The sequence below is a fragment of the Rothia nasimurium genome, assembly GCF_928392795.1.
Taxonomy (GTDB): domain Bacteria; phylum Actinomycetota; class Actinomycetes; order Actinomycetales; family Micrococcaceae; genus Rothia; species Rothia nasimurium_F.
Genome location: NZ_CAKMTJ010000010.1, coordinates 38349 through 62852 on the forward strand (window position 1 = coordinate 38349; position 24504 = coordinate 62852).

General features: G+C 61.6%; 15 protein-coding genes. 9 read left to right on the top strand and 6 right to left on the bottom strand.

Annotation, left to right across the window (positions count from 1 at the left end; genetic code table 11):
- Positions 1–46: 46 nt before the first annotated feature.
- Entirely contained in the window at positions 47–1459 is a 1413-nt protein-coding gene (locus L6963_RS10465; protein WP_237206864.1) for an alpha/beta fold hydrolase, read from the bottom strand.
- A 210-nt stretch (positions 1460–1669) separates the two neighbouring features.
- Complete coding sequence (locus L6963_RS10470) at positions 1670–4273, bottom strand: DEAD/DEAH box helicase (protein ID WP_237206863.1); 2604 nt, start codon at positions 4271–4273, stop codon at positions 1670–1672.
- Positions 4274–4618: 345 nt separating this feature from the next.
- On the opposite strand from L6963_RS10470, the gene L6963_RS10475 reads away from it, so the two are divergent.
- The 3 genes from L6963_RS10475 (at position 4619) to L6963_RS10485 (ending at position 8746) form a co-directional block, all read left to right on the top strand.
- Complete coding sequence (locus tag L6963_RS10475; protein WP_237206862.1) at positions 4619–6268, top strand: ABC transporter transmembrane domain-containing protein; 1650 nt, start codon at positions 4619–4621, stop codon at positions 6266–6268.
- Positions 6261–8003 carry an ABC transporter ATP-binding protein gene (locus L6963_RS10480; RefSeq protein ID WP_237206861.1) on the top strand — a complete coding sequence of 581 codons (1743 nt, stop codon included), beginning with the start codon at positions 6261–6263 and terminating at the stop codon, positions 8001–8003. The genes L6963_RS10475 and L6963_RS10480 overlap by 8 nt, the downstream gene beginning before the upstream one ends.
- 113 nt (positions 8004–8116) lie before the next feature.
- Positions 8117–8746 (top strand): cation transporter, encoded by a 630-nt coding sequence (locus tag L6963_RS10485; protein ID WP_237206860.1) that lies wholly within the window; start codon positions 8117–8119, stop codon positions 8744–8746.
- A gap of 49 nt (positions 8747–8795) precedes the next feature.
- Here the strand turns inward: L6963_RS10485 and L6963_RS10490 are convergent, their stop codons facing one another.
- On the bottom strand, positions 8796–10304 hold the full coding sequence (locus L6963_RS10490; RefSeq protein ID WP_237206859.1) for an L-lactate MFS transporter: 1509 nt from the start codon (positions 10302–10304) through the stop codon (positions 8796–8798).
- Positions 10305–10541: 237 nt separating this feature from the next.
- On the opposite strand from L6963_RS10490, the gene L6963_RS10495 reads away from it, so the two are divergent.
- Positions 10542–12251 (top strand): formate--tetrahydrofolate ligase, encoded by a 1710-nt coding sequence (locus tag L6963_RS10495; protein ID WP_237185594.1) that lies wholly within the window; start codon positions 10542–10544, stop codon positions 12249–12251.
- A gap of 98 nt (positions 12252–12349) precedes the next feature.
- On the opposite strand, the gene L6963_RS10500 is transcribed toward L6963_RS10495, so the two are convergent.
- The 3 genes from L6963_RS10500 to L6963_RS10510 form a co-directional block, all read right to left on the bottom strand.
- Positions 12350–13975 (bottom strand): alpha/beta hydrolase, encoded by a 1626-nt coding sequence (locus L6963_RS10500; protein WP_237206858.1) that lies wholly within the window; start codon positions 13973–13975, stop codon positions 12350–12352.
- 183 nt (positions 13976–14158) lie between these two features.
- Positions 14159–15871 (bottom strand): D-lactate dehydrogenase, encoded by a 1713-nt coding sequence (gene dld / locus L6963_RS10505; RefSeq protein WP_237206857.1) that lies wholly within the window; start codon positions 15869–15871, stop codon positions 14159–14161.
- 44 nt (positions 15872–15915) lie between these two features.
- Positions 15916–16620, bottom strand: coding sequence for an MBL fold metallo-hydrolase (locus L6963_RS10510; RefSeq protein ID WP_237206856.1), 705 nt, complete (start codon positions 16618–16620; stop codon positions 15916–15918).
- 162 nt (positions 16621–16782) lie between these two features.
- Here L6963_RS10510 and uvrA point away from each other — a divergent pair, with 162 nt between their 5' ends.
- The 5 genes from uvrA (at position 16783) to L6963_RS10535 (ending at position 24477) form a co-directional block, all read left to right on the top strand.
- A complete protein-coding gene (gene uvrA, locus L6963_RS10515; RefSeq protein ID WP_237206855.1) occupies positions 16783–19656 on the top strand; it encodes an excinuclease ABC subunit UvrA in 2874 nt (957 codons plus the stop codon).
- Between the two features lie 119 nt (positions 19657–19775).
- Positions 19776–20462: a lysophospholipid acyltransferase family protein gene (locus L6963_RS10520; RefSeq protein ID WP_237206854.1), complete on the top strand. Its 687-nt coding sequence runs from the start codon at positions 19776–19778 to the stop codon at positions 20460–20462.
- Between the two features lie 65 nt (positions 20463–20527).
- Positions 20528–22516, top strand: a complete 1989-nt coding sequence (gene uvrC / locus L6963_RS10525; protein WP_237206853.1) for an excinuclease ABC subunit UvrC — start codon at positions 20528–20530, stop codon at positions 22514–22516.
- Positions 22517–22564: 48 nt separating this feature from the next.
- A complete protein-coding gene (gene rapZ, locus L6963_RS10530; RefSeq protein WP_237195866.1) occupies positions 22565–23455 on the top strand; it encodes an RNase adapter RapZ in 891 nt (296 codons plus the stop codon).
- Positions 23455–24477 (top strand): gluconeogenesis factor YvcK family protein, encoded by a 1023-nt coding sequence (locus L6963_RS10535; protein WP_423816781.1) that lies wholly within the window; start codon positions 23455–23457, stop codon positions 24475–24477. Before rapZ ends, L6963_RS10535 begins: the two co-directional genes overlap by 1 nt.
- The last annotated feature ends 27 nt before the right edge of the window (positions 24478–24504 follow it).

The window sequence follows — 24504 nt, forward strand, 5'->3', positions numbered from 1 at the left end:
GAGGTGCAGCTACACCCCTCGGCCTTCTTGTTATAGCTAAACTCAGTTAGCGCATATCAGCCAGCAAATTCTTCAGATGGCCCAGAATCAGGGGGCCGTCAGCGCCTAGACCGTCATGGTGGTGGGTCTTCGACGTCCACACACGGGTATTACCCACGAACTCGGCGGTCTTCATTGAGTGGGCGTAATCCACGTACACATCGGGCACGTAGGCTGCTGCAACCAGGGGCACCTCGTTGCGGGTCAGCTGGTCGTGGTCGTAGAGGCGGCCCCAGTCCTTCTTCTCAGCCAGCAGCTGGGCAACCTCAGCCAGCGGACGCAGAGCCGGGTCCTCCTCGTAATACCAGGGGAAGATATGCTCACCGGTCAGCAGCAGGGGAGAGGCGTCCTCGGCAAAGTCCGGGCGCTCCGCGTACATGCGGGCAGCAGACCAGTTCGTCGGTGAAGCGGACGGCGAGGTTCCCCCCAGCTCCTGTGCGGGGCCGTCCGCATAAATCGTCTCATGTAGCAGGCCGTAGAGGGGGCCAGCCTGGAAGCTGACCTGCTCGCCCACAGCCGCCAGGAACTGGTCAGAGAGCCACTTATCAGACTCAGCAAAAGCCGACTCTAGCACATAGTGCAGGCCTCTAGCCCGGCCGTTACCCCCCAGAATATTGCCCAGCATCTGGAAGCGGTGCGGGGTCAGGCGCTCGCCGGTGGGCAGGTATTCCTCGTTCTTGGCCAGGTGCTCACTGATGCGGACGGCCAGGTCCTTATCTTCGGGGTACCAGCCGTAGTATTCCTCGGTGCGCTCCTTCATGCGGTCGAGGGTGGAGCGGTAGACGTCATCCACGTGGGAGCGGATGGGGGCAAGCCCGGCGGTCATGCGGGAATCCTTGACGGACTCGGGCGCAAAGGAAAGGTAGGAGAGGGTCAAGAAGCCACCGAAGCTCTGGCCCATGGTCGACCAGCGCTTGTCTGTGCGGTCTGCCAACAGGATTTTGCGGACGACCTCGGCGTCGGCAATGATGGAGTCGGCGCGGAAGAGCTCGCAGAACTCAGCCTGCACTTCGGGGCTGCCCTGGGCGGTGATGACGCGGGCTGAGAGCGGGGTGGAATTGCCGGTGCCGCGCTGGTCCAGCAGAATCAGGCGGTGGGTCTTGGCGAGTTCCTGGACCCAGCCGCCTTCCGAGATGGGGCGGGGGCTCTTGCCGCCGGGTCCGCCCTGCAGATAGACCATGTAGGGGCGCTCGTCCACGGGTGTGGTCAGGGCATCAGAGGTGTCGATGACTTCGCGGGCAAAGACGGTGATGGTCTGATTGGCAAAGCGGGAGTCTAGGGCGGCTGCCTCGCCCTTGCCGTAGATGAGCCCGTGGGTTAGGGGTACGGTGAACCAGTGGTCTACCAGTTTGAGGGAGTCGATGGTGTGGGTGACGCCGACGCGGTGGGTCGGCTGGGGCAGGCGGGGGTGGGTAGGCATGGGGCTCCTTTGCACGCAAGTAAGGTCTTTCTTCTACCGATAGGCTACCCTAGCTTCCCTGCACCGGATCTGAGGTGGTGCGTAAGAAGTTCTAATGTGACCGCTTTAGAAGTGAGAATCGCTACCCCCACCTAGTAGGGACCAGATAACTACCGATAGTATGTCATGCCCATCAGGACTTCGGTAGGAATCTGGTCCCTTACTGGGAAACTAGAAAGCCCCCACGCTCTCAATCAGCACCACGGGTGCGCCTTCCTCGTCTGAGGCGGCCAGGTCGACCCGGGCGACAATCCCGAAATCGTGGTTGTCGTCGGGGTCGGCAAAGACCTGGCGGACCTTCCACACCCCGGGGTGGGCTGCCGTGTCGTCGTCAATCTCAATCAGACGTGGGGAGCGGGCCTCGGCGTCCGTAAAGATATCCTCGTACTCCTCAAAGTAATCATCCATGGCCTCAGCCCAGCGGTCGGCGTCCCAGCCCGAGCGTTCACCGTCCAGCTCGCCCAGTAGGCGGTCGCGCTCGTCCGCAAAGAGCTCCACCCGGCGGAAGAGAGCATTGCGCACCATCACCTTAAAGGCGCGGACGTTGCTGGTCACCTTGGGAGCCGACTCGGCCACAAGCTCTTCAAGAGAGTCCTGAACCGGGGTACCTTCCTCACCGGCAGCCAGGCGTTCCCACTCGTCCACCAGGGAGGAGTCGGTCTGACGGATAACCTCGCCCAGCCACTCAATCACATCGGTCAGCTCATCGGTCAGGGCAGATAGGGGCACGGTCTGGCGCAGGGCCTTATAGGCGTCCGATAGGTAGCGCAGCAGAATACCTTCGGAGCGCTCCAAGCCGTAGAACTGCACATAATCACCAAAGCCCATGGCCCGCTCATACATATCGCGCACCACGCTCTTGGGCTCAACCTCAAACTCCTTCATGAAAGGAGCACCCGCCGAGTAGGTCTCGAAGGCCTGTTCTAGCAGGTCAGCCAGGGGCTGCGGGTAGGTGATTTTGTCGAGCTCAGCCATGCGCTCGTTGTAGTCGAGCCCTTCAGCCTTCATCTCGGCCAGGGCCTCGCTCTTAGCCTTCTTCTCCTGGCCAATCAGCACCTGGCGGGGCTTTTCCAGGGTGGACTCAATCACCGAGACCACATCGAGGGCGTAGGACTCCGACTCCTTATCGAGCAGAGACAGCGAAGCCAGCGCGAAAGGGGAGAGCGGCTGGTTCAGGGCGAAGTTCTCCTGCAACGAGACGGTCAGGCGCACGGTGCGGCCAAACTCATCCGGCTCCGGCAGGCGCTCCACCACGCCACCGTTCAGCAGCTCCCGGTAGATACCAATGGCCTTGCGCTTAAGGGCCCGCTGCTTGATAGGTGGCTCGTGGTTAGCGGTCAAAAAGAGCATGACGGTCTCAAAGGGGTCAGCCTCGCGCTGTAGCATATTGAGCATCATGGAGTGGGTCATCTGGAAAGAGGAGGTCAGCGGCTCAGGCTCAGCAGCAATAATCTGCTCAAAGGTCTTCTCGCTCCAGGCCACAAAACCCTGCGGAGGCTTCTTCTTTTTGCCCCGCAGCGACTGAGCCATCTTCTTCTCGTCCCCGTTGAACTTCTCCCGGGCCTTGGCCTCAAGGCGGTCGTTCTCAATTTCGTGTTCGGGGGCCTGGACCACCACGTAACCGGCGGTATCAAAGCCAGCTCGGCCCGCGCGTCCTGCAATCTGGTGGAACTCGCGGGACTTGAGACGGCGGGTGCGCTGCCCATCAAACTTCGAAAGGGCAGTTACGAGCACCGTGCGGATGGGGACGTTAATGCCCACACCCAGTGTGTCGGTACCGCAAATGACCTTGAGCAGACCCGCCTGGGCTAGCTGCTCTACCAGGCGGCGGTACTTGGGCAGCATGCCGGCATGGTGAATTCCGATACCGTTCTTGATGTACTTCTGCAGCTGCTTACCGAAGCCCGCCGAGTAGCGGAAGCCTGCGGTCAGCTCGTTAATCCGCTCCTTGTCTTCCTTCGACGCAATGGCCAGGCTCATGAGTGAAGCGGCAGTATCAATGGCCTGTAGCTGGGAGAAATGCACAATGTAGACCGGGGCCTGGTGGGTGCTCACTAGCTCGTCTACCTTCTCCACCAGGGGCTCACGCGAATAGGTGTAGTTGAGGGGAATGGGGCGGGTTTCGCTGGTGACCAAGGACGTCTGACGGCCGGTCAGCTCGGTTAGCTCCCGTTCAAAGCGGCTGGTGTCGCCCAGGGTTGCGCTCATGAGCAGGAACTGGGCCTGGGGCAGATCTAGCAGGGGGGCCTGCCAGGCCCAGCCGCGCTGGGGGTCGGAGTAGAAATGGAACTCATCCATGACCACCTGGGTCAGATCAGCCCCTTCACCCTCACGCAGCACAATATTGGCAAGAATTTCGGCGGTGCAACAGACGATGGGGGCATCGGCGTTAATAGAAGAATCGCCGGTCACCATACCCACGTTCTCAGCCCCAAAAATCTCGCAGAGATCAAAGAACTTCTCAGACACCAGGGCCTTAATAGGGGCGGTGTAGTAGGAGCGCTGGCCGGTCGCCAGACCCATAAAATGAGCCGCAACCGCCACGGTTGACTTACCCGACCCGGTGGGGGTCGCCAAAATGACGTTGTTGCCCGCCGCCAAATCAAGCACAGCTTCGTCCTGGGCCGGGTACAGCTGCATACCGCGAGCCTCAATCCAGGCCAGAAAGGCCTCGTAGGCTTCATCACCCGTGAGCGGGTTAGAGGCAAAATCGCCACGGAAATAGGGCTTGCTGTTATCGGCTAAAGAGGGGGAGAGAAAGGGAAGAATCTTCATGGTTCTTCTAGTTTAATAGACCGGTCAAGATAAAGACGGGTGTGACGCTTGTCAAACCTGCCCAGAGTGTTCTAAGGTAAAGGGCAGAACTTAACCGCATATCTAGCTCACGAAAGGAGGCCCACGAAATGAATAATCGACCTATTCCCTTCAACAGCCTCCCCGTGGGTAGACACATCAATGGTGCGCTCGCTACTAGCCCGACTGCTGGTTAGACGAGTACGATAACCTGACGTAGACACACCTATCGGGGCAAACGAACCCGGTAGGTATTTTTATGCCCTGCGGGTTTTTCCCTCACACACGACCTGCACACCCGCACGCACACGCTGAAAGAGTAGCCTGATGGCTGAGATGACTGACGAGACAAAGACGCCCAAGGAAAAAGTTAAGTTCCGTATCGCCCCGCCGGGCTTCCGCTGGAGGCCCCTCTTCTTTCTGCCCTTCCCCCTCGATATTCTGACCTCCCTCGCCCTGGTATTCCTGCCGGTTCTGGTAGGCACGATTATTGACCTGCACACCTCAGGCGATGAGGCAGGCGCCTGGCGACTGGTCTGGCTCCTGGTGGGCGTGGTGGTCTACCTGTCGGTCGTTGAGTTCGTGGGCTGGGGTATCACCTTTAGGGTGGTGGCCCGCATCGAGCGGGACTGGCGTCTCTACATTGCCAGCCTGATGTCCCGCAGCCCCAACCGCGATACCGGCGCCCTCATTGCGATTTTGAACAAGGACGCCCGCTCTATGGCCCAGATGTGGCAGCCCATGATTCTGGCCTTTTCCGCGGTGGGTGTAACCGCCCTGGGCACCTGGCAGCTGTGGCGCATTAGCCCGGCGATTGCTGTGGTGAGTTTGGGTGGCTTGATCCTAACCATGCTGACCCTCACCTGGATTTCCAAGCTACTTGAGAAGCACGCGGACGTCTTCCGCGACAAGGTGGGTGTGTCTACCTCCCGCGCCTCTGACGTAGCTTCCTCGATTCGCACCATTCTAGGGCTGGGTGCCCAGCGCCGCATGATGGACCGCTACGGGGCAACAGCCCAGGACGTCTACACCTCCCAGATCCGCCTAGAAAGCGTGCAGACCTGGTCCTATGCGGTGCGCAACCTGCTGGTGGGAACCGTGACCTGGGTAGTCATTGCGCTCGCCCTGCGCGGGACCGCCCCCGAAGGTACCTGGATTACTGAGGTCCCCGCTGGCCAGCTGGTCACGGTGGTTGGTCTGATCAACACCCTGACCGGGCCCATCTGGTCAGTGGAAATGTTGCTCTTCTCCTGGCGTAATGCCCGCGTTGCCCTCAAACGCGTAGATAGACTTGCAGCTGAGGTTGAGGCTAACTCTCAGGTAGAGAGTAAGGACGCTGTTGCCCCGGCGACCAGCGCCGCAGCAGGGCAGGCGCTGGTTGAGATTCCCCGGGCCAGCGCCCCGGTGCACTACATCAACCCGCGCGAAGCCGGGTTGCCAGCCCAGGACTACGCCGAAGCCCTGACCGAAGCCCTACGCCAAGCTCAACCTGCCCCGGGCGGGGAGCAGGCGGCGGGCGTCCTCGCCGGGGGTAAGCGCGTGCTTCTTTCGGAACCCAACCCCATGATTTTTGCCGGCTCCCTGGCTGACCACCTGCAGATGGGCACCGAGGGGCTGAGCCTGGAGCACATGATTGAGCTGCTGAAGCTCACCGACTCCGAAGAAATCGCCTTCCGACTCGGTGGCCGCGACCCCGAAAAGTACCTGGCCAGCACCCTGGCCTCAGAAGGCACTAATCTCTCTGGTGGCCAGCGGCAGCGCCTGGCCCTGGCCCGGGCCCTGGCCCAGCCGGCGTCCGTGCTGGTGCTCACCGAACCGCTGAACTCGGTGGACGAACCCAGCCAGAAGTTCATCTTGAACCAGCTCGAAACCCATACGGGCCAGCCCGGCCCCCTCGAACACATCCGCCAGATTTACCTGGTCTCAACCACCATGGAGGTTGAGCGACGACTGAAAGCAGGTGAGGCCCGTGGCTAACCTCCTCCCCATAACCGACGGTAAGACCACCTGGCGGCTGCTGGCTCGGTCTATTCTCAAGACCCCCTGGCAGCTAGCTCTGCTGGTGTTGCTGTTTGTGGCTAGTTCCGTGGCAACCCTGATTACCCCCATCATGGTGGGACAGCTCATTGACCGGGCTACGACCGGGCAGCTGACCGGCTACCCCTGGGCAGAGCTGGCGGTTATCGGTTCTGCCGTGGTGGCCGGGGCCCTGCTGGCCCGTGCCTGGACCTTCCAGGGCCAGAAGATGGGCGTGCGGCTCAACCGCGACCTGGGCATTGATCTGGTTGGGGCCTCCCTGCAGTTGGACGCCCAAACCGTTGAGGACGCCGGCTCCGGCGATCTGGTAGCCCGCCTGACCGACGACGTCGACAGCGTGCGCCAGGTGCTGGCCACCGGCCTGCCGGAATTCGCCCATATCAGCATCTACATGCTGATTACCGCGGCTACCATCTTCACCGTCAACCCGGCCATCGGTCTGGTGACCGTGCCCATGTTTATCGTGATGACCATCGTGCTCTCGATTTTCCTACCCCGGATCGCCAAGCTCACCCGGGAAAAGACCGAGGCAGTCAGCGACCTGACTGTGGTGGCAACCGAAAACATTCGCGGTGCTGGGACCGTTGAAGAGCTGGGGATCAGTGAGGCCCGTGCCCGGGTGCAGGATGAGCGCATCTGGAAAACCTTTGAGGTCAGCGATCGCATGGTTGTGGTGCGCTCCATCTTCTGGGCCGTGGACGCCTTCAACTCCTTCCTACCCCTGGTGCTCTCCATGGTCTGGGGTGCCTACTGCGTGGAACAGGGCTGGGCGACCTGGGGCGACGTTGCAACCGCCTCTATCATGCTCTTCACCATGCGCGACAACTCGGATATTTTCACCTTCTGGCTCGATCGCCTGCGCGAAATGACCGTCACCATGGGGCGCGTCTTTGGTGTTATCGACCTGTCGAACCAGCAGCAGGCCCGCCGTGCCGCCGGGCAGGTAGCTGCCCCGGCGCACCTGCCCGAGCAGGGCGCGTCCGCCCCGGTCATTAGTCTGCAGGGCGTGACCTACGGGTACGACCCGGACGCCCCCGTGATTAAGGGGGTAGACCTGCAGCTGGCGGCGGGGGAGAGCCTTGCCCTGGTAGGACGCTCCGGCTCGGGTAAGACCACCCTTGCCCGCCTGATTGCCGGGTCGCTCACCGCAGATAGCGGCACCGTGCAGGTCGGCAGTCAGCTAGTGGGCAACGGTTTGTACCCCACCCAGCCCGATGCCAGCGGACGCCCCGCCCTGCTCATCTGCACCCAGGAGGCCCACGTCTTTGTCGGCTCCCTGGCCGAGAACATGACCGTGGCAGCCCCCGACGCTAGCACCGAGCAGATGCTCACCGCCTTACGGGCGGTCGGCGCGACCTGGGTCGATGACCTGCCCGAGGGGCTGGAGAGCCGGGTCGGCGGCGGTAGCACAGAGCTCACCCGCGACCAGATTCAGCAGCTGGGTCTAGCCCGCATTGTGGCTGCCAACCCCCACGCGGTGATTCTGGATGAATCAACCACCCAGCTGGAACTGGCGGACGCCCGCCAGTCCCTGGCTGCGGTGATGCAGGGCCGAGCCGTCATCATCATCTCCCACGACGCCCGCATCGCCTCACTGGCTGACCGGGCCGTGCTCCTGGAAAACGGTGAGCTGGTTGCAGAGGGGGCTCCGGCAGAAATCTTTGCCCGCGCCTAAGAAACCTCACAGGTCTAAGCCGTCTGGGCCACATTCGCTCTGACTAAGCCGCCGCCCCTCCCGAGACCCCGCCCGAGACCCCGGGCGGGGCGGAGCGGTGCTAATCTAGACTCGTGAGTTCATCTAAGCCCCTAATTGACCCCGTCCGCCTGCGCCGCGCCGTCCTGCTGGTTGCCGGTCTCAACCTGGCCTACTTCTTCATCGAGGGAGCTATCGCCCTGGCCATTGGCTCGGTCAGCCTGCTGGCCGACAGCGTAGATTTCTTCGAGGACTTCGCGGTCAATACTCTCATTGCAATCGCCCTGGGCTGGTCACTGACCTGGCAGGCGAGGGCGGGGAAGGCGTCCGCCCTCATTATCCTGCTCCCGGCCCTGGCCGCTGTCTGGCAGATCGTGGCTAAATTCCCTGACCCCGGCGCCCCCGATGCGCTCGCTCTCTTCGTTACTGCGGGTGGCGCTGTGGTGGTTAACCTCATCTGTACCCTGATTCTGGCTCGTTTCCGTGCCGGTGCCGGGTCGCTCACCGCAGCCGCCTTTTTGGCAGCTCGCAACGATGTGCTCATCAACCTCGCTATTATCGTTGTAGCCGGTCTCACCGCCTGGGTAGGAAGCGGCTGGCCTGATCTGGTACTTGGTGCCCTCATTCTGGTGCTGAACCTGGGGGCTGCTAAGGAAGTATGGGAAACCGCCCATGAGGAATCGTTGGCCGCCAAGGCCTTAGCTGGCGACCTCGACGACGACTAAGGCCCTGCTCTGAACTCGCGGGGAGCTGTCAGGGCAGGGCCTCTGGTCTTTAGCTAAAAAGCGCCAGTGAACGAATCACGGTCTGGGCCAGGCCATAGACCAAGCCACTTGTGACGAGTAGGGTCAGGGCCCAGGCTGCCAGGGTATGCAGCGGGCCACCGGCGTTGACCCTAATTTGTTGGTCGGAGGTACCTAGCTTCCCGTGGCCCGCCAGCTTGGCCATGTCTTTCTCTGAGGCATGGTGCTTCTCGTTCACCGGCTTGACCAGCAGGTTGGCGATGAACCCGATAGCTAGCACGCCTACCATGATGAAGAGGGAGGGCTGGTAGAGCTCGGCACCCGAGGCCTCGGGGTTGCCACCGCGTACTGTGTCCTGAACCAGGTTGACGATGAGCGGCCCGGCAATACCCGCAGCTGACCAGGCGGTTAGCAGACGGCCGTGGATGGCCCCTACCTGTAGGGTGCCAAACATATCGCGCAGGTAGGCCGGGATGGTGGCAAAGCCACCGCCGTAGAAGGAAATAATGATAAAAGCGGTAGCGATGAAGAGCACCAGACTGACGTTACCGAAGAGCGCCCAGATGCTGTAGAGGGCCAGCCCCACACCTAGGTACATGACGTAGATGTTCTTGCGGCCGATGATATCTGAGGTTGATGACCAGATGAAGCGGCCACCCATGTTGCCCAGGGACAGCAGACCGACGAAGCCGGCTGCCGCCGCAGCGGAGATGGGGAAGTAGGACTGAATCATGGGGGAGGCTGATTCCAGCAGGCCGATACCGGCGGTGACGTTGGTGAACAGTACCGTCCAGAGCAGCCAGAACTGGGGAGTGCGGATAGCCTGGGCTGCGGTGACGTTCTTGTTGGTGCGCATGGTATTGGGCTTCTGCTGGGCCGGGTCGAAACCGGCGGGCTTCCAGTCGGGGTGGGGAACCCTGATGACGAAAGCGCCCAGCAGAATAATAAGAGCGTAGGAGGCAGCAAGAACCAAGAATGAGGGGACGAGCGCTGATGCCTGTTCTGTCTTTTCGGCTGAGCCTGAAAAGAGTTCCATGAGCTGGGCTGATACGGGAGAAGCGATGAGCGCACCGCCGCCAAAACCCATGATGGCAAGCCCGGTGGCCATGCCCGGGCGGTCAGGGAACCACTTCATGAGAGTAGATACCGGGGAAATGTAGCCCAGACCCAGACCAACGCCGCCGAGTGCACCGTAACCCAGGAAAACTAACCACAGCTGGTTGGTGGTCACACCCAGAGACGCAATGAGAAAGCCTAGAACCCAGCAGGTTCCCGCCGTTAGCATCGACTTGCGAGGGCCAACCCGTTCCACCCAGGTACCGCCGATGGCCGCTGAGATGCCCAGCATGGCAATAGCGAGAGAGAAGACCCAGCCCACTGCGGTTTCGGTTGAGCCAAAGTGGGTGACTAGCTGGGTCTTGAAGACTGACCAGGCGTAGACCTGCCCGATACAGAGATGAATGGCAAGTGCCGCTGGCGCCATGAACCAGCGGTTAAAAGTGACGGGTGCTACGATAGCTGACCTATCAAGAACTGACATGAAGCTTTCCTCTGAGATGTATGTCTGCTGGCGAAATTCAATGTGTAGTGATGCGCTCAACATTACCTCATGCCGACGGCTGAAGTGTGCTACCTCTCCTAGGATGGCGGGCCTGGTAGCTCTTCTAAAATTTTGAGTATTCATTGAGATGTATGAGTGTGCTGGCTCTACAAAACATGACTCAGGGCACTAAACTGGGTGGTGGCAGATAAGCTAGTTAACAAGGAAGTTCACATTATGAGCAAGCCCTTCCCCTCTGATCTTGAAATCGCCCAGGCAGCGACCCTGCAGCCGATTACCGAGATTGCCGCAGCGTCTGGCATCAATGAAGATCGCCTAGAGCCCTACGGCAAGTACGTTGCCAAAGTGCAGTTGACCGACGACACCACCGCAGAAAAGGCCCTGGCCCGTGGCTCCAAGTACATCGTGGTCACCGCCGTTACCCCCACCCCTCTTGGTGAAGGTAAGACCGCAACCTCGGTCTCCCTGGCCCAGGGTATGGCAGCAACCGGCCGCAAGGCCATGCTGACCCTGCGTCAGCCCTCCATGGGCCCCACCTTCGGCATCAAGGGCGGCGCAGCAGGCGGCGGCTACTCCCAGATTGTCCCCATGGAAAAGCTTAACCTGCACCTGACCGGCGACTTCCACGCCGTTACCGCAGCCCACAACCTGCTCGCTGCCATGATTGACAACCACCTGCACCACGGCAACGAGCTGCGCATCGACACCCGGGCCATCACCTGGCGCCGCGTCATCGACATGAACGACCGCGCCCTGCGCAACATCGTTATCGGTCTGGGCGAGCGCATGGACGGCGTGCCCCGCGAAACCGGCTTCGACATCACTTCAGCCAGCGAAATCATGGTGATTCTCTCGCTTTCCACCAGCTTCGCTGACCTGCAGGAGCGCCTGGCCAAGATTGTGATTGGCCTAAACGTGGACGGCGACCCCGTCACCGCAGCCGACCTCAAGGCCGACGGTGCTATGGCCGTCATCCTGGCTGACGCTATCAACCCCAACCTGCTCCAGACCCTCGAGAAGACCCCCGCCCTGATTCACGCAGGTCCCTTCGGTAATATCGCCACTGGCAACTCCTCGGTCGTCGCTGACTACGTTGGTCTTGAACACGCCGACTATGTGATTACCGAGGCCGGCTTCGGCGCAGACATGGGGGCGGAGCGCTTCTTCAACGTCAAGTGCCGCGTCTCCGGCCTCAAGCCGGACGCCGCCGTCCTGGTGGTCACCGTCCGCTCCCTCAAGTCCCACTCAGGCCGTTACAAGATTGTGCCCGGCAAGCCCCTGCCCGAGGGTCTGCTGGCAGAGAACACTGAGGACGTCGAGGCAGGCGCCGCTAACCTGCTCAAGCACATCGAGATTGTGCGCTCCTTCGGCGTGCAGCCGGTGGTTGCTATCAACGCCTTCCCCACCGATTTCGAGTCAGAACACGAGACGATCCGCCGCATTGCCGAGGAGGCTGGCGCTCGCGTGGCGATTCACCGAGGCGTTGCCGAGGGCGGTAAGGGCGTGACTGAGCTGGCGGACGCCGTCGCCGCGGCTTGCGATGACGTGAGCGAGCTGACCTACACCTACGAGGATGAAGACAGCCTGACCACCAAGATTGAGAAGGTCGCCACCAAGGTCTACGGGGCGGACGGCATTGAGGTCGCCCCGGCTGCGGCCAAGCAGCTGGCCCGCTACGAGGAGCTGGGCTACGGCAAGCTGCCGGTCGTCATTGCCAAGACCCACCTGTCCATCTCGGCTGACGCTTCGCTGAAGGGTGCGCCGACCGGTTGGACCCTGCCGGTGCGCGAGGTGCGCCTGGCGGCAGGTGCCGGTTATGTGTACGCCATTTGCGGCACCATGCGTACCATGCCGGGCCTGGCCAAGTCACCGGCTGCCGAACGTATCGGTTTTGATGAGAACGGCACTATGGTTGGCCTCTTCTAAACCGCCTTTAAACAGGTAGGTACCATTTAAATCAGAAAAACCCACCAGTCAGGTGGGTTTTTCTGATTTAGGTGGTACCTAGTCCCTTAAGGGGGAGGTTACTGCTGTTCGGGGGCGTCCTCACCCGGGGCGTCCGGCTGGCACACCGTGCCATCCTCGGGCACGGTGCCGTCGACCAGGTAGGCGGTCGCCAGCTCATCGACGCAGGTAGAGCGGCCGGAGAAGGACGCCCCGTGGCCCGTACCCTCCAAGGTTACGAAGGAAGCCTTCCCCAGCTGGCGGGCCAGCTCCTTGCCGTGCTGGTAGGGGGTGGCGTGGTCACCGGTAATGCCAATGACCAGCAGGTCGGTTGAAACCTTCGAAGCGTCGAAAGACGTCGTGATATCGGTGCCGGTCGCGGGCAAAACCGCACAGTCGAACTCGGTAAACTCAGCCAGCACCTCATCGGTGATCTCGGGGCCGCCAATGAACTCGGGAACGCCCACCTCCTTCATATGAGCCAGCAGGGCCTCTACGTCCGGAGTCTTAGGCTTAGAGGGGCACACCACCAGCTGCCCGGCCGTATCAATCTCAGCGCTGTTATGCGCAATCATCTGGGCAAGGGCGTCTACCGCTTCCTTATCCCCGGCCTTGGCTTTACCCAGCAGGTCTAGGCCGTCCCCTTGCATGACGTCCGGCCCGTAGAGCTGGCTGGTCAGGTAATCACGCAGCTCTAAACCGGTAATCTCGGTGCCGTCACTGGCCACCAGGGGCTTGTCGGTTAGGGACTTCTGGTAGTCGAGCATTTCGCGCTCGCTGGTGAAGGGGCAGGTCACGGCTGCACCTTCTGAGGTGGTGAGGTCGGAGCATCGGTCTGCCAGGGCACCCACAGCTTTCGATACCGCCACCATCTGGTCGTAGTTGTGGGTCAGGGCACCCCACTGGGCATTTTCAGCCGAGTCGAGCACCATGCGTCCTGCCTTCTCGGGGAAGAGGGTGGCGTAGGTGGCCCCCAGCATGGTGCCGTAGGAGTAGCCCAGGTAGTCGAGGCGCTCGCCCCCGGCTAGGGAGCGGAGTAGTTCCATATCGCGGGCCACCTGGGAGGTGCCCATGTAGTTGGCAACCTCTGAGCTGGCAGCGCATTCGGCAAGCTGTACGGCGGCAACTTCAGAGTCTGACTCGCATACCACGGGGGAGGACGCCCCAATACCGCGCGGGTCAAAGCCCCAGAGCTGGTGGCTTTCCAGCACAGGTGCAAAAGAGGGGTCGGTTGCCAGCGACATGGCGTGCTGAATACCGCCGATGCCCGGCCCGCCGGGGTTGGTGAAGAGGGGCACCTGCTGGTCGCTGCCGGTGGAGACGGTGCGGCTGACGGCAAGGTCAAGGGTGCGGTTATCGTCCGGGTCTCCCCAGTTGAGCGGGGCGGTGACGGTGCCGCACTCGTAGTTGGTGTAGTCGAAGCCGGTTTCTTTCAACAGTTCTTCGTTCTCGGGGGAGAAGCCGCTGTGTTCGGCGGTGCACTCGCCCCAGGTGATGGTCTGCTCGTAGAAGTTTTCAAAGTTTTCCCGCTGCCAGCTGGCCCCGTGGGCGCGGTCGGCTGCGGGAGCGAGGGCCTGGTCTGAAGGCTGCTGGGCGGAGGGGACGCTGAGACTGCATCCTGCCAGCGCCAGGGTGCTGGCGGTCAGGACGGCTGTGGTGAGGTAGGCGGCGCGGCGTCGGGCCGGTTGGTGCTGGAGTATGGTCACGGCTGTCTTCTTTCGACGGTTGAGCCTGTTGCCTGCGCGGCGTGTGGGCCGCGCAGGCAGCAGACCGAACCTGGTGAGAATGGTTTTCATGTGTCTGTAAAAACCAGTGTAGTCTCACACCTGTCTTAAGAAATCAGCCGTCAGGATGAACCTGTTCCCCGCCTACAGGCGGATATACGGCAATTAGGCCCAGTCCTTCTTGGGGGAGGTGCCACCGATGCCGGCGTTGAAGGTGTTGGTGGGGTCAAGCTCCTTAAAGTGCTCCACCATAGCCTCGGGCATGTGGTAGAGACGCCCATAGTTGTGCTCAGCCGGCAGTTTGGCGCCACGGGCCTCGAGCAGCTCCTGGATATCGTCGTGCAGCTTATGGGGGTCAACGCCCTTCTTAGCAACGTAGTCCTGGTGCATGACGTGGCAGAAGAAGTGGCCGTAGTAGGCGGTAACATCCAGCTGGCTAGCAATTTCAGGGGGCAGTACCTCTAGCCAGTCCCAGTCATCGCGGCGCAGGGCAACATCGATGGGAATGAGCTCGCCCAGCTCCTTGCGCTTCATGCTGGCGTAGCGGGTGGCCGCGCTGGCAGCGCCGAAGCGGTGAAGGTTGGCGCTCTGTGCCTCGTCCGCCGTGCAGATGAAGAAGTCACCCTCGTGCTCGGGGGCCGCAAAGAAGTCCTTGAGCATGGTTTCGGTTACCTGCTTCTGAGCCTCGCTGACGGTGAGCAGCAGGTGGTGTTCGAAGCGGTCGCGGTACTCCAGCATACGTTTGGGCAGCTGGCTGGGGACCAGGTCGAAGAAACGCTGGGAGACGGTGTCTGCGAAGGTGGGGCCGATGCCCGGAACCTTACCGAAGACCCCGTTAGCCCAGGTCTTGAAGGCAAACATACGGGTCTGCAGGGCAGAGCTCATGTACTTGAGGAAAACGAAGGTGTCTTTGCCGTACTTTTCTGCCAGGTCGAAGGCGCTGCGGCCCATGTACTCACCCGAGATGGGCAGGGGCATATCGGCTTCGAGGAAGATGCGGCGGATTTCTTCGAGCTCGCGAGGGTTGTGGGTGCCGATGTAGAACATGGCGGGGTTCTTCTCGAGCGGGAAGGTGCGGGTTCGCACGGCAAAGACCATGATTTTGCCAGCGGATCCGGACGCCTCAAACAGGTACTCGGGGTTGGAGTTGTAGCGGGCGGGGGTCGGCTCCATCTTGCGGAGGTGGGCGGCGTACTCGGTCTCGCTGCTGTCGGCAGGGGCGGGGGTGACGTCGTCCGCCGACCAGGCGCCGCGCTGCAGGCGGTCGAGGGCGACCTCGGGGTCATCGCCCAGGGAGATGCCCAGGTGGTTGACCAGCTCGACCTTGCCTTCTTCGGTGACGCGGGCGTAGATGGCTTCGCGGGTGAAGGCCGGGCCCTTGCGAATCTGGCTGCCGCCGGAGTTATTGGCGATACCGCCGATGACCGAGGCACCGATGGAGGTGGACCCGATCACCGAGTGGGGTTCGCGGCCGTGTGGTGCCAGTTCTTCGGTCAGGTGGGTGAGGGTGGCGCCTGCCAGGGAGATGGCCTCGTGGGCGTCGTTGATCAGGTGCACCTGGTTGATGAGGTGGGTTGAGATGAGCACGATGGGGCGGTCGTAGTCCTGGAAGCCCGGGCCGGAACCGCCGGTCAGACCGGTGTTAGAGGCCTGGGGAATCACCATAAAGTTGTGGTCGACGCAGACCTGGAGCGCCTTCCACATCTGCACCAGAGTGGTGGGGCGGAGGACAGCAAGCAGGGGGCCGCCGCCGAAGCGGTAGCCCTTACTGTAGGGCATGGTCGCGTGCTCTGCGGTGAGCACGTGGTCAGAGCCCACAATGTCCTTGAACGCCGCGAGGGCCTGCTGATGGGCTCCTGAGTTTGCTGGGGAGGTCATCTCACATCTTTCTATCGAGGGTTAGTGCTTCTACTTTGATTCTACTACCAGCCCCGCTCCTTCCATTTAGGCAGCTGGGGGCGTTCCCTGCCCAGGGTGGTGGAGTCGCCGTGGCCCGGCAGCACCAGGGTGCTATCGTCAAAGCGGGCGAAGATACGTTCTGAAACATCGGCAAAAAGCTGCTCAAAATCCTGGGGAGAGTTAGTCTTACCCACCCCGCCCGGGAAGAGCGAATCCCCGGTGAACAGCAGAGCCCGCTTACCGGCGTCCGCCCCCTCAGATACCCGCAGGGCCAGGGCAATTGAACCCGGGGTATGCCCGCGCAGGGCAATCACCTCAAGCTCAATACCGGCTAAGGTCAGACGCTCGCCGCCCACCAGGCGTTCTTCAACCTCTACGCCTTCCTGCTCGGCGATAGCCTCAGCATCGGGGGCACCGCAGTAGGTTACCGGGTCCCAGGCCTCAACAGCCTCGGGCAGGGCGCGAATATGATCCCAGTGGGAATGGGTGGTTACCAGGGCGCGGACGCCGCCTCCCGCCTGGCCGTGGGCAGCGGGGGAGTCGGCGGCGGCAGCCTGCTGAGCGAAGGCGTTGATGGCGGGAAAATCGTCCGCGGCATCAATCAGCACCTGCCCACCGCTTGCCCGGTGGGTCAGCAGGTAGACGTTGTTTTCCATCTCCGATACCGCAATGGACCGCACGGTCAGGGCATCGGACTCAAAAATTAGGGTATTGGCTAGGTCACTCATGGCCCCATTCTAGGCTCTCACACCACTTTGTACCATGCCCTGCCCGTTTTAAGACCCCAGAATGAGCAGGAGGCGGTACAAACCGGGAGGGAGAGACGCTTTCATCGCCCACGCAAACCCTATAGAATATATCTTCGAAACAATCTCTTAGATAGGTGACTCATGGCAGGCTCAGCCACACAACCCACCGGCAACGACCTCACCCATATCCGTGTGCAGGGCGCCCGCGAAAACAACCTCAAAAACGTCGACCTCGACATCCCCCGCGACGCCATGGTCGTCTTCACTGGCCTCTCCGGGTCGGGCAAATCCTCCCTCGCCTTCGACACCATCTTCGCCGAGGGCCAGCGCCGCTACGTCGAATCCCTCTCCTCCTACGCCCGCATGTTCCTGGGCCAGGTCGACAAACCCGATGTCGACTTCATCGAGGGCCTTTCACCGGCTGTCTCCATCGACCAGAAATCTACCTCTAAGAACCCGCGCTCAACTGTCGGCACCATCACCGAAATCTACGACTACATGCGCCTACTCTGGGCGCGCGTAGGCCACCCCCACTGCCCCGAGTGCGGCGAGGAAATCTCCAAGCAGTCCCCCCAGCAAATCGTCGATACGCTCATGGACTACCCCGAGAAAACCCGCCTGCAGGTACTCGCCCCCGTGGTCTCAGCCCGTAAGGGCGAGTTCGTTGACCTTTTCAAGGAACTCTCTACCGCCGGCTACGCCCGCGCCCGCGTGGACGGCGAGGTCATCCAGCTCACCGACCCGCCTAAACTCGAAAAGCAGTACAAGCACACCATCGAGGTCGTCGTTGACCGTATCGCCATCAAGGAGAGCGTCCACCAGCGCCTGACCGACTCCGTCGAAACCGCGCTGGGGCTCGCCGACGGCAAGGTGCTCATCGACTTCGTGGACGAGGACTCCGACGCCCCGGGCCGCACCCGCTCCTTCAGCGAAAACCTGGCCTGCCCCAACGGCCACCCCCTGGCCGTCACCGAGGTAGAACCCCGCGCCTTCTCCTTCAACTCGCCCTTCGGCGCCTGCGCCGCCTGTGACGGCATCGGCTCCACCCTTGAAGTAGACACCGACCTGATCGTGCCCAACCCCGACCTCTCCCTGGCCGAGGGAGCCGTCGCCCCCTGGGCCACCGGCAAGGCAACCAGCGAATACTGGCTACGCCTCCTCGCCGGTCTCGCCGACGAACTCGACTTCGACCTCGCCACCCCCTTCAAAGACCTTCCCGCCAAGGTCAAAAAAGCTATCCTGAACGGCAAGGACTACAAGGTCACCGTCGCCTACAAAAACCGCTTCGGCCGCGAACGCCGCTACACCTCCGGCTTCGAGGGCGCCAGCGCCTACATCAAACGCAAGTACGAAGAAACCGAATCAGACTGGTCAAAAGACCGCTACGAACAGTACATGCGTAAGGTCGCCTGCACCTCCTGCAACGGCGCCCGCCTCAACCCCACCATCCTGGCCGTCACCGTCGGCGGCAAGTCCATTGCCGACGTCACCGACATGCCCATGCGCGATGCCCTCACCTTCATGCGCTCGCTGGCCCTGAGTGAGCGCGAGGCTAAGATTGCTGAGCTGGTGCTCAAAGAAATTGATGCCCGCCTGCAGTTCCTGCTCGATGTGGGCCTGGACTACCTGAACCTGGCCCGCTCTGCGGGTACCCTCTCGGGCGGCGAAGCCCAGCGTATCCGCCTGGCAACCCAAATTGGCTCCGGCCTGGTGGGCGTGCTCTACGTGCTGGACGAGCCCTCCATCGGCCTGCACCAGCGCGATAACCGCCGACTGATTGAAACCCTCACCAAGCTGCGCGACATGGGCAACACCCTCATCGTGGTGGAGCACGACGAAGACACCATGAAGGAAGCCGACTGGATTGTGGACGTTGGCCCCGGCGCTGGCGAGCACGGCGGGCAGATCGTGCACTCGGGTACCTTTGCCGAGCTCCTTGAGAATAAAAACTCCGTGACCGGTGACTACATGGCCGGACGCCGCGCCATCACGGTGCCCGCCACCCGCCGTCCGGTTGACCCCAAGCGCACCATCAAGGTCATTGGTGCCCGCGAAAACAACCTCAAGAACGTGGACGTCGAGTTCCCCCTGGGTGTGCTCACCGCCGTCACCGGCGTCTCCGGTTCGGGCAAGTCCACCCTGGTCAACGATATTCTCTACACCTCCCTGGCGAATAAGCTCAACGGGGCCAAGCAGGTGCCGGGCCGTCACAAGACCATTACCGGCCTGGAGCACCTCGACAAGATTATCCACGTGGACCAGTCGCCCATCGGCCGCACCCCGCGTTCAAACCCGGCGACCTATACCGGCGTCTTTGACCACATCCGCAAGCTCTTTGCAGAAACCACCGAAGCCAAGATGCGCGGCTACCAGCCCGGTCGTTTCTCCTTCAACGTCAAGGGCGGGCGCTGCGAAGCTTGCTCGGGCGATGGCACCCTCAAGATCGAGATGAACTTCCTGCCCGATGTCTACGTGCCCTGTGAGGTCTGCAAGGGCAAGCGTTATAACCGCGAGACCCTCGAAGTGCACTACAAGGGCAAGACCATTGCCGACGTCCTTGAAATGCCGGTCTCTGAAGCCGCCGAATTCTTCGCCGCCTTCACCAAGATCTCGCGCTACCTCGATACCCTGGTGGACGTGGGCCTCGGCTACGTGCGTCTGGGCCAGTCCGCGACCACCCTCTCCGGTGGTGAAGCCCAGCGCGTCAAGCTGGCTACCGAACTGCAAAAGCGTTCTAACGGCCGCTCCATCTATGTGCTCGATGAGCCCACCACCGGTCTGCACTTTGAAGATATCCGCAAGCTCCTTGGAGTGGTACAGGGCCTGGTGGATAAGGGCAACACCGTCATTACCATCGAGCACAACCTGGACGTCATCAAGAGCGCCGACTGGCTCATCGACATGGGCCCCGAAGGCGGCGACGGCGGTGGCACCGTGCTGGCAACCGGTACCCCCGAGCAGCTGGCAACCGTTCCCGAATCCCACACCGGCCGCTTCCTAGCTGAGATGCTCTAGGGCAGCACCCCGCCGGGGTATGCTAAATAGGTCAAAACAGCCCTAAAATTTCAAAAAGCATACCCCGGGTGGGGTGCCTGCCACGGTAGGCCCTGCCAGCTGTGCACCAAGGAGTTCTCATGTCCCTCAAATACAAGGCAACTCAAAAGACCGTCGAAGCCCTGCTCCGTACCGTCTTCCGCGCCCGCGTGACCGGCCTTGAGAACTTCCCCGCTGAGGGCCCCGTCATCGTGGCCTCCAACCACCTGGCCTTCCTTGACTCCGTGATTATCTCAGCCCTCATGCCCCGCCGGGTTGCCTTTCTCGCCAAGTCTGAGTACGTCAACTCACCGGGTCTTAAGGGCAAGGCCATGAAGACCCTCTTCCAGGTCATCGACATTATTCCGGTCAACCGCACCGACAAAAAAGAGTCCATGAAGGCCCTCGAAACTGCCCTCGACCGCCTCAACGAGGGCAAGGTCTTCGGTATCTACCCCGAGGGCACCCGCTCCCGCGATGGCTACCTCTATAAGGGAAAAATCGGGGTAGCCTGGCTGGCTCACATGACCGGGGCCACCGTAGTGCCTATCGGCCTGATTGGTACCGATAAGATTCAAAAGCCGGGCTCCAACATGGTCTACCCTCACCGTTTTACGGTGCGGGTGGGGGAGCCCATGACCTTCGAAAAACTGGGGGAGCGTATGAGTGGCAAGCAGCGCCGCCAGACCACCGACCAGATTATGGACGCTATCGCCCAGCTCTCTGGCCAGCCCCGCAAAAATGAATACAACGTCTCACCGTCAGCAGAACGCGACGGGGGAATCTAGCCCAGCACCCAGCGCGGGCTAGAGGCTCCTGCCGCTCCTGACCTAGCTCAAAGGACCTGATACACGTGGCCGATCCTGCCTCCTACCGCCCGGCGTCCGGCGAAATCCCTACCAACCCCGGGGTCTACCGCTTCCGCGACGAGGTGGGTCGTATTATCTACGTGGGTAAGGCCAAGAATCTGCGCAACCGCCTGAACTCCTATTTTGCCCGCGTAGATTCCCTGAGCCCCAAAACCTACGCTATGGTGCACACGGCCGCCTCGGTGGAGTGGACGGTGGTGGGCAGCGAGCTCGAATCGCTGCAGCTGGAGTACACCTGGATCAAGGAATACAAGCCCCGTTTCAACATCGCCTTCCGCGATGATAAGTCCTACCCCTACCTGGCTGTCACCCTTAAAGACCGCTTCCCGCGCGCCCAGGTCATGCGCGGGGAAAAGAAGAAGGGGGTGCGCTATTTCGGCCCCTACTCCCAGGCCTGGGCTATCCGCGAAACCCTTGACGCCCTCTTGCGGGTCTTCCCGGTGCGCACCTGCTCAGCCGGCGTTTTCAACCGGGCGCAGGCGTCCGACCGACCCTGCCTGCTGGGCTACATCGACAAGTGCGCCGCCCCCTGTGTGGGTAGGGTGAGCCGCGAAGACCACCAGAAAATTGCTGAGGACCTGTGCTCCTTCATGGCCGGGGGAGCCGAGAAGTTCATTGCCGACCTGACTCGGCAGATGAAGGACGCCGCCGCCGACTTTGATTTTGAAAAGGCTGCCCGCCTGCGCGATGACATCGAAGCCCTGACCAAGGCTTTTGAACGCAACGCCGTGGTGCTGCCCGATTCGGTGAATGCCGACCTGTTCAACTTTGTTGAAGATGACCTAGAAGCTGCGGTGCAGGTGTTTTATGTGCGCGGTGGACGCATTCGCGGCCAGCGGGGCTGGATCGTTGAGAAGGTCGAAGACTCCACCCCCGAAGCCCTGGTCGACCACCTACTGGTTCAGGTCTACGGCGAGGCCGCTGCCGCCCTGGCCGCTGGGTCAACCGAGGAAGAGATCAACCACAACCTCAACGAGATACCCCGCCACATCAACGTGCCGGTCCTACCCGAAAACCACGAGAAGCTCGAAGAATGGCTCTCAGGTGTGCGCGGAGCCAAGGTGACCATTAGCGTGCCCCAGCGCGGCGACCGGGTTGAGCTGATGGCAACCGTTGCCGAGAACGCCAAACAGGCCCTGACCCTGCACAAGACCCGCCGGGCAGGGGACCTCACCACCCGCTCGGCCTCCCTGGTGGAACTCCAAGAAACCCTGGAACTGCCCGAGGCCCTCATGCGCATTGAGTGCTACGATATCTCCCACGTGCAGGGGACCAATGTGGTTGCCTCCATGGTGGTCTTTGAAGACGGCCTGCCCAAGAAAAGCGACTACCGCAAGTTCTCCGTCACCGGGGACGCCGCCCGCGACGACACCGCCAGTATGTACGACGTCATCTACCGCCGCTTCCGCCGCTACCTCACCGACGAGGCCCCCGGAACCCGGGTGCGGGCGTCCGGCCAAATCAGCGAAGATGACCTACACGCCAAGGAACCCGCTAAGTTTGCCTACCCGCCCAACCTGGTTGTGGTGGATGGCGGCCAGCCCCAGGTCGCTGCCGCGACCCGTGCCCTCGAAGATTTGGGTATTACCGATATCTATGTGGTCGGTATCGCCAAGCGCCTTGAAGAGCTATGGCTACCGGGCGATGACTTCCCCGTCATTCTGCCCAGAACCTCTAACGCCCTCTACCTGATTCAGCGCATCCGCGACGAAGCCCACCGCTTCGCTATCACTTTCCACCGCTCTAAGCGGGGTAAAGAAATGGTCAAATCAGCCCTCGACACCGTACCCGGGCTGGGCCCCGCCAAACGCGAAGCCCTCATCAAACACTTTGGCTCTCTCAAACAGCTTTCTGAAGCAAGCGCCGAAGAACTTCAAGAGGTACCGGGCATTGGCCCCGCTATGGCCCAGAAAATACGGGAACGCTTTGCTCCGGGACCTGGGAATGAACCCGAGAGTGAAGCAGTGCACTAAGCTAGAAGTACCAACCGAATGATTCGTGGAAGCGAGAGACCCCCACCCATGTCACCCAACTCCAGCGAGCAGACCGTCAAGCCGCAAATTCTTGTGATCACCGGTATCTCGGGAGCCGGTCGATCCACCGCAGCCAACACCCTCGAAGACGAGGGCTGGTACGTGGTCGATAACATCCCCCCGCAGATGCTCGGCTCCCTGGCCCAGCTCGTCAAAGATTCACCGGGCAAACTCCCCAAGGTAGCTGTGGGCATCGATATTCGTGCCCGCCGACAGCTGGCCGACCTGCCCGAGGCTATTAACAAGCTCCGTGCCTCAGATATCGATTTCTCCATGCTCTTCATGGACGCCGCCGATAAGGACATCATCGCCCGCTACGAGGCTCAGCGCCGCCCCCACCCCCTGCAACAGGGAGGTCTGGTTGCAGAAGCTATCGCCGAAGAACGCCGTATCTTTGCTGGCCTGCAAGAAGAGGCTGACTACGTCATTGATACCACCGGCATGAATATCCACCAGCTGGCTAAGAAGGTGCGTGAAACCTACGCTCCGGGCAAGGAACGCCTGGTCAACATCACCGTCATGAGCTTCGGTTTTAAGTACGGCACCCCCTCGGACGTTCACTACATGGCCGATATGCGCTTCATCCCCAACCCCCACTGGGTGCCCGGCTTACGGGCCCAGACCGGGCAGGACGCCGGCGTCCGCGACTTTGTCTTCGCTCAGGACGGCACTGAAGAGTTCATCAGCAACTACATCGCTGCCCTGCAGCCCGTTATCGCCGGCTACCGCCGTGAGGGTAAGCTCTACGCTACCTTCGCTATCGGTTGCACCGGCGGTAAGCACCGCTCGGTGGCCGTAAGCGAAGAAATCGCCCGCCGTTTGAGCGAGATGGAAGATGTCAACATCTCCGTGCACCACCGCGACATGGGGCGAGAATAATGTCTGAGGCAACCCGCATGAGCCGGTTCCCCGAAACCGGACTACTGCCTGTCACTGCCCAGGGGCACGACCTACCCGTGCGCGTCACTGCCCTGGGTGGTGGGCACGGCCTCTACGGCTCCCTATCTGCCCTCAAGCTCATTACCACCGCTCTGACCGCCGTGGTGACCGTGGCGGACGACGGTGGCTCCTCGGGCAAGCTCCGGGAAGAACTGGACGTGCTCCCGCCCGGTGACCTGCGTATGGCCCTCTCAGCTCTGTGCGACGATACCGATTGGGGTCGCACCTGGCGCGATGTCATGCAGCACCGCTTCACCTCTCGCAGTGCAGATCGTCCCACTGCTTTAGAAAACCACGCCCTGGGCAATCTACTGATTGTCACCCTTTGGGAGCTGCTGGGCGACACTATCGCTGGCCTGGACTGGGCTGGAGCCCTGCTCAATGCCCGCGGGCGCGTACTGCCCATGGCCACCCGTCCGCTTGTCATCGAGGGCGACATCATCAGCACCAACGAGCACGGGGTGACCTTCCGCGATACCGTCCAGGGGCAGGCAACCCTGGCCAAGGCAGGGCGGGTCGACAAGGTCCGCCTGCTGCCAGAGAACACCGACGCTTGCCCGGACGCCGTCCGCTCGGTGCACGAGGCAGATTGGGTGGTGCTGGGCCCCGGCTCCTTCTTTACCTCCCTGCTGCCGCACCTGCTCCTACCCGGGCTACGCGATGCCATTCTTAACACCAGCGCCAAAATTTGCCTGGTCATGAATCTCGAACTGGATGCACAAGAAACCCGCGGCATGAGTGCCGCAGACCACCTGCTCGTTTTGCGTGAATACGTTCCAGAAATTAGGGTTAATACAGTCATCGCTGATCCCGCCGCCGCAGGAGAAGGCACGACATTTGAAGATGTAGCAGCCCAGCTAGGGGCGAAGGTGCTCTGGGCTGATGTGGCAGAAGCTGACCAACCCGGCGTGCACGACCCCCTCAAACTAGCAGCTGCCTACAAGCACGTCTTCAAACACTAACGCCGACCACACACCGGCACCCCGCGC

What these genes read in the sequence shown, in the direction of transcription:
- L6963_RS10465 (WP_237206864.1), bottom strand. Translation starts at nt 1,459, where the DNA reads ATGCCTACCCACCCCCGCCTGCCCCAGCCGACCCACCGCGTCGGCGTC.
- L6963_RS10470 (WP_237206863.1), bottom strand. Translation starts at nt 4,273, where the DNA reads ATGAAGATTCTTCCCTTTCTCTCCCCCTCTTTAGCCGATAACAGCAAG.
- L6963_RS10475 (WP_237206862.1), top strand. Translation starts at nt 4,619, where the DNA reads ATGGCTGAGATGACTGACGAGACAAAGACGCCCAAGGAAAAAGTTAAG.
- L6963_RS10490 (WP_237206859.1), bottom strand. Translation starts at nt 10,304, where the DNA reads ATGTCAGTTCTTGATAGGTCAGCTATCGTAGCACCCGTCACTTTTAAC.
- L6963_RS10495 (WP_237185594.1), top strand. Translation starts at nt 10,542, where the DNA reads ATGAGCAAGCCCTTCCCCTCTGATCTTGAAATCGCCCAGGCAGCGACC.
- dld (WP_237206857.1), bottom strand. Translation starts at nt 15,871, where the DNA reads ATGACCTCCCCAGCAAACTCAGGAGCCCATCAGCAGGCCCTCGCGGCG.
- L6963_RS10510 (WP_237206856.1), bottom strand. Translation starts at nt 16,620, where the DNA reads ATGAGTGACCTAGCCAATACCCTAATTTTTGAGTCCGATGCCCTGACC.
- uvrA (WP_237206855.1), top strand. Translation starts at nt 16,783, where the DNA reads ATGGCAGGCTCAGCCACACAACCCACCGGCAACGACCTCACCCATATC.
- L6963_RS10520 (WP_237206854.1), top strand. Translation starts at nt 19,776, where the DNA reads ATGTCCCTCAAATACAAGGCAACTCAAAAGACCGTCGAAGCCCTGCTC.
- rapZ (WP_237195866.1), top strand. Translation starts at nt 22,565, where the DNA reads ATGTCACCCAACTCCAGCGAGCAGACCGTCAAGCCGCAAATTCTTGTG.
- L6963_RS10535 (WP_423816781.1), top strand. Translation starts at nt 23,455, where the DNA reads ATGTCTGAGGCAACCCGCATGAGCCGGTTCCCCGAAACCGGACTACTG.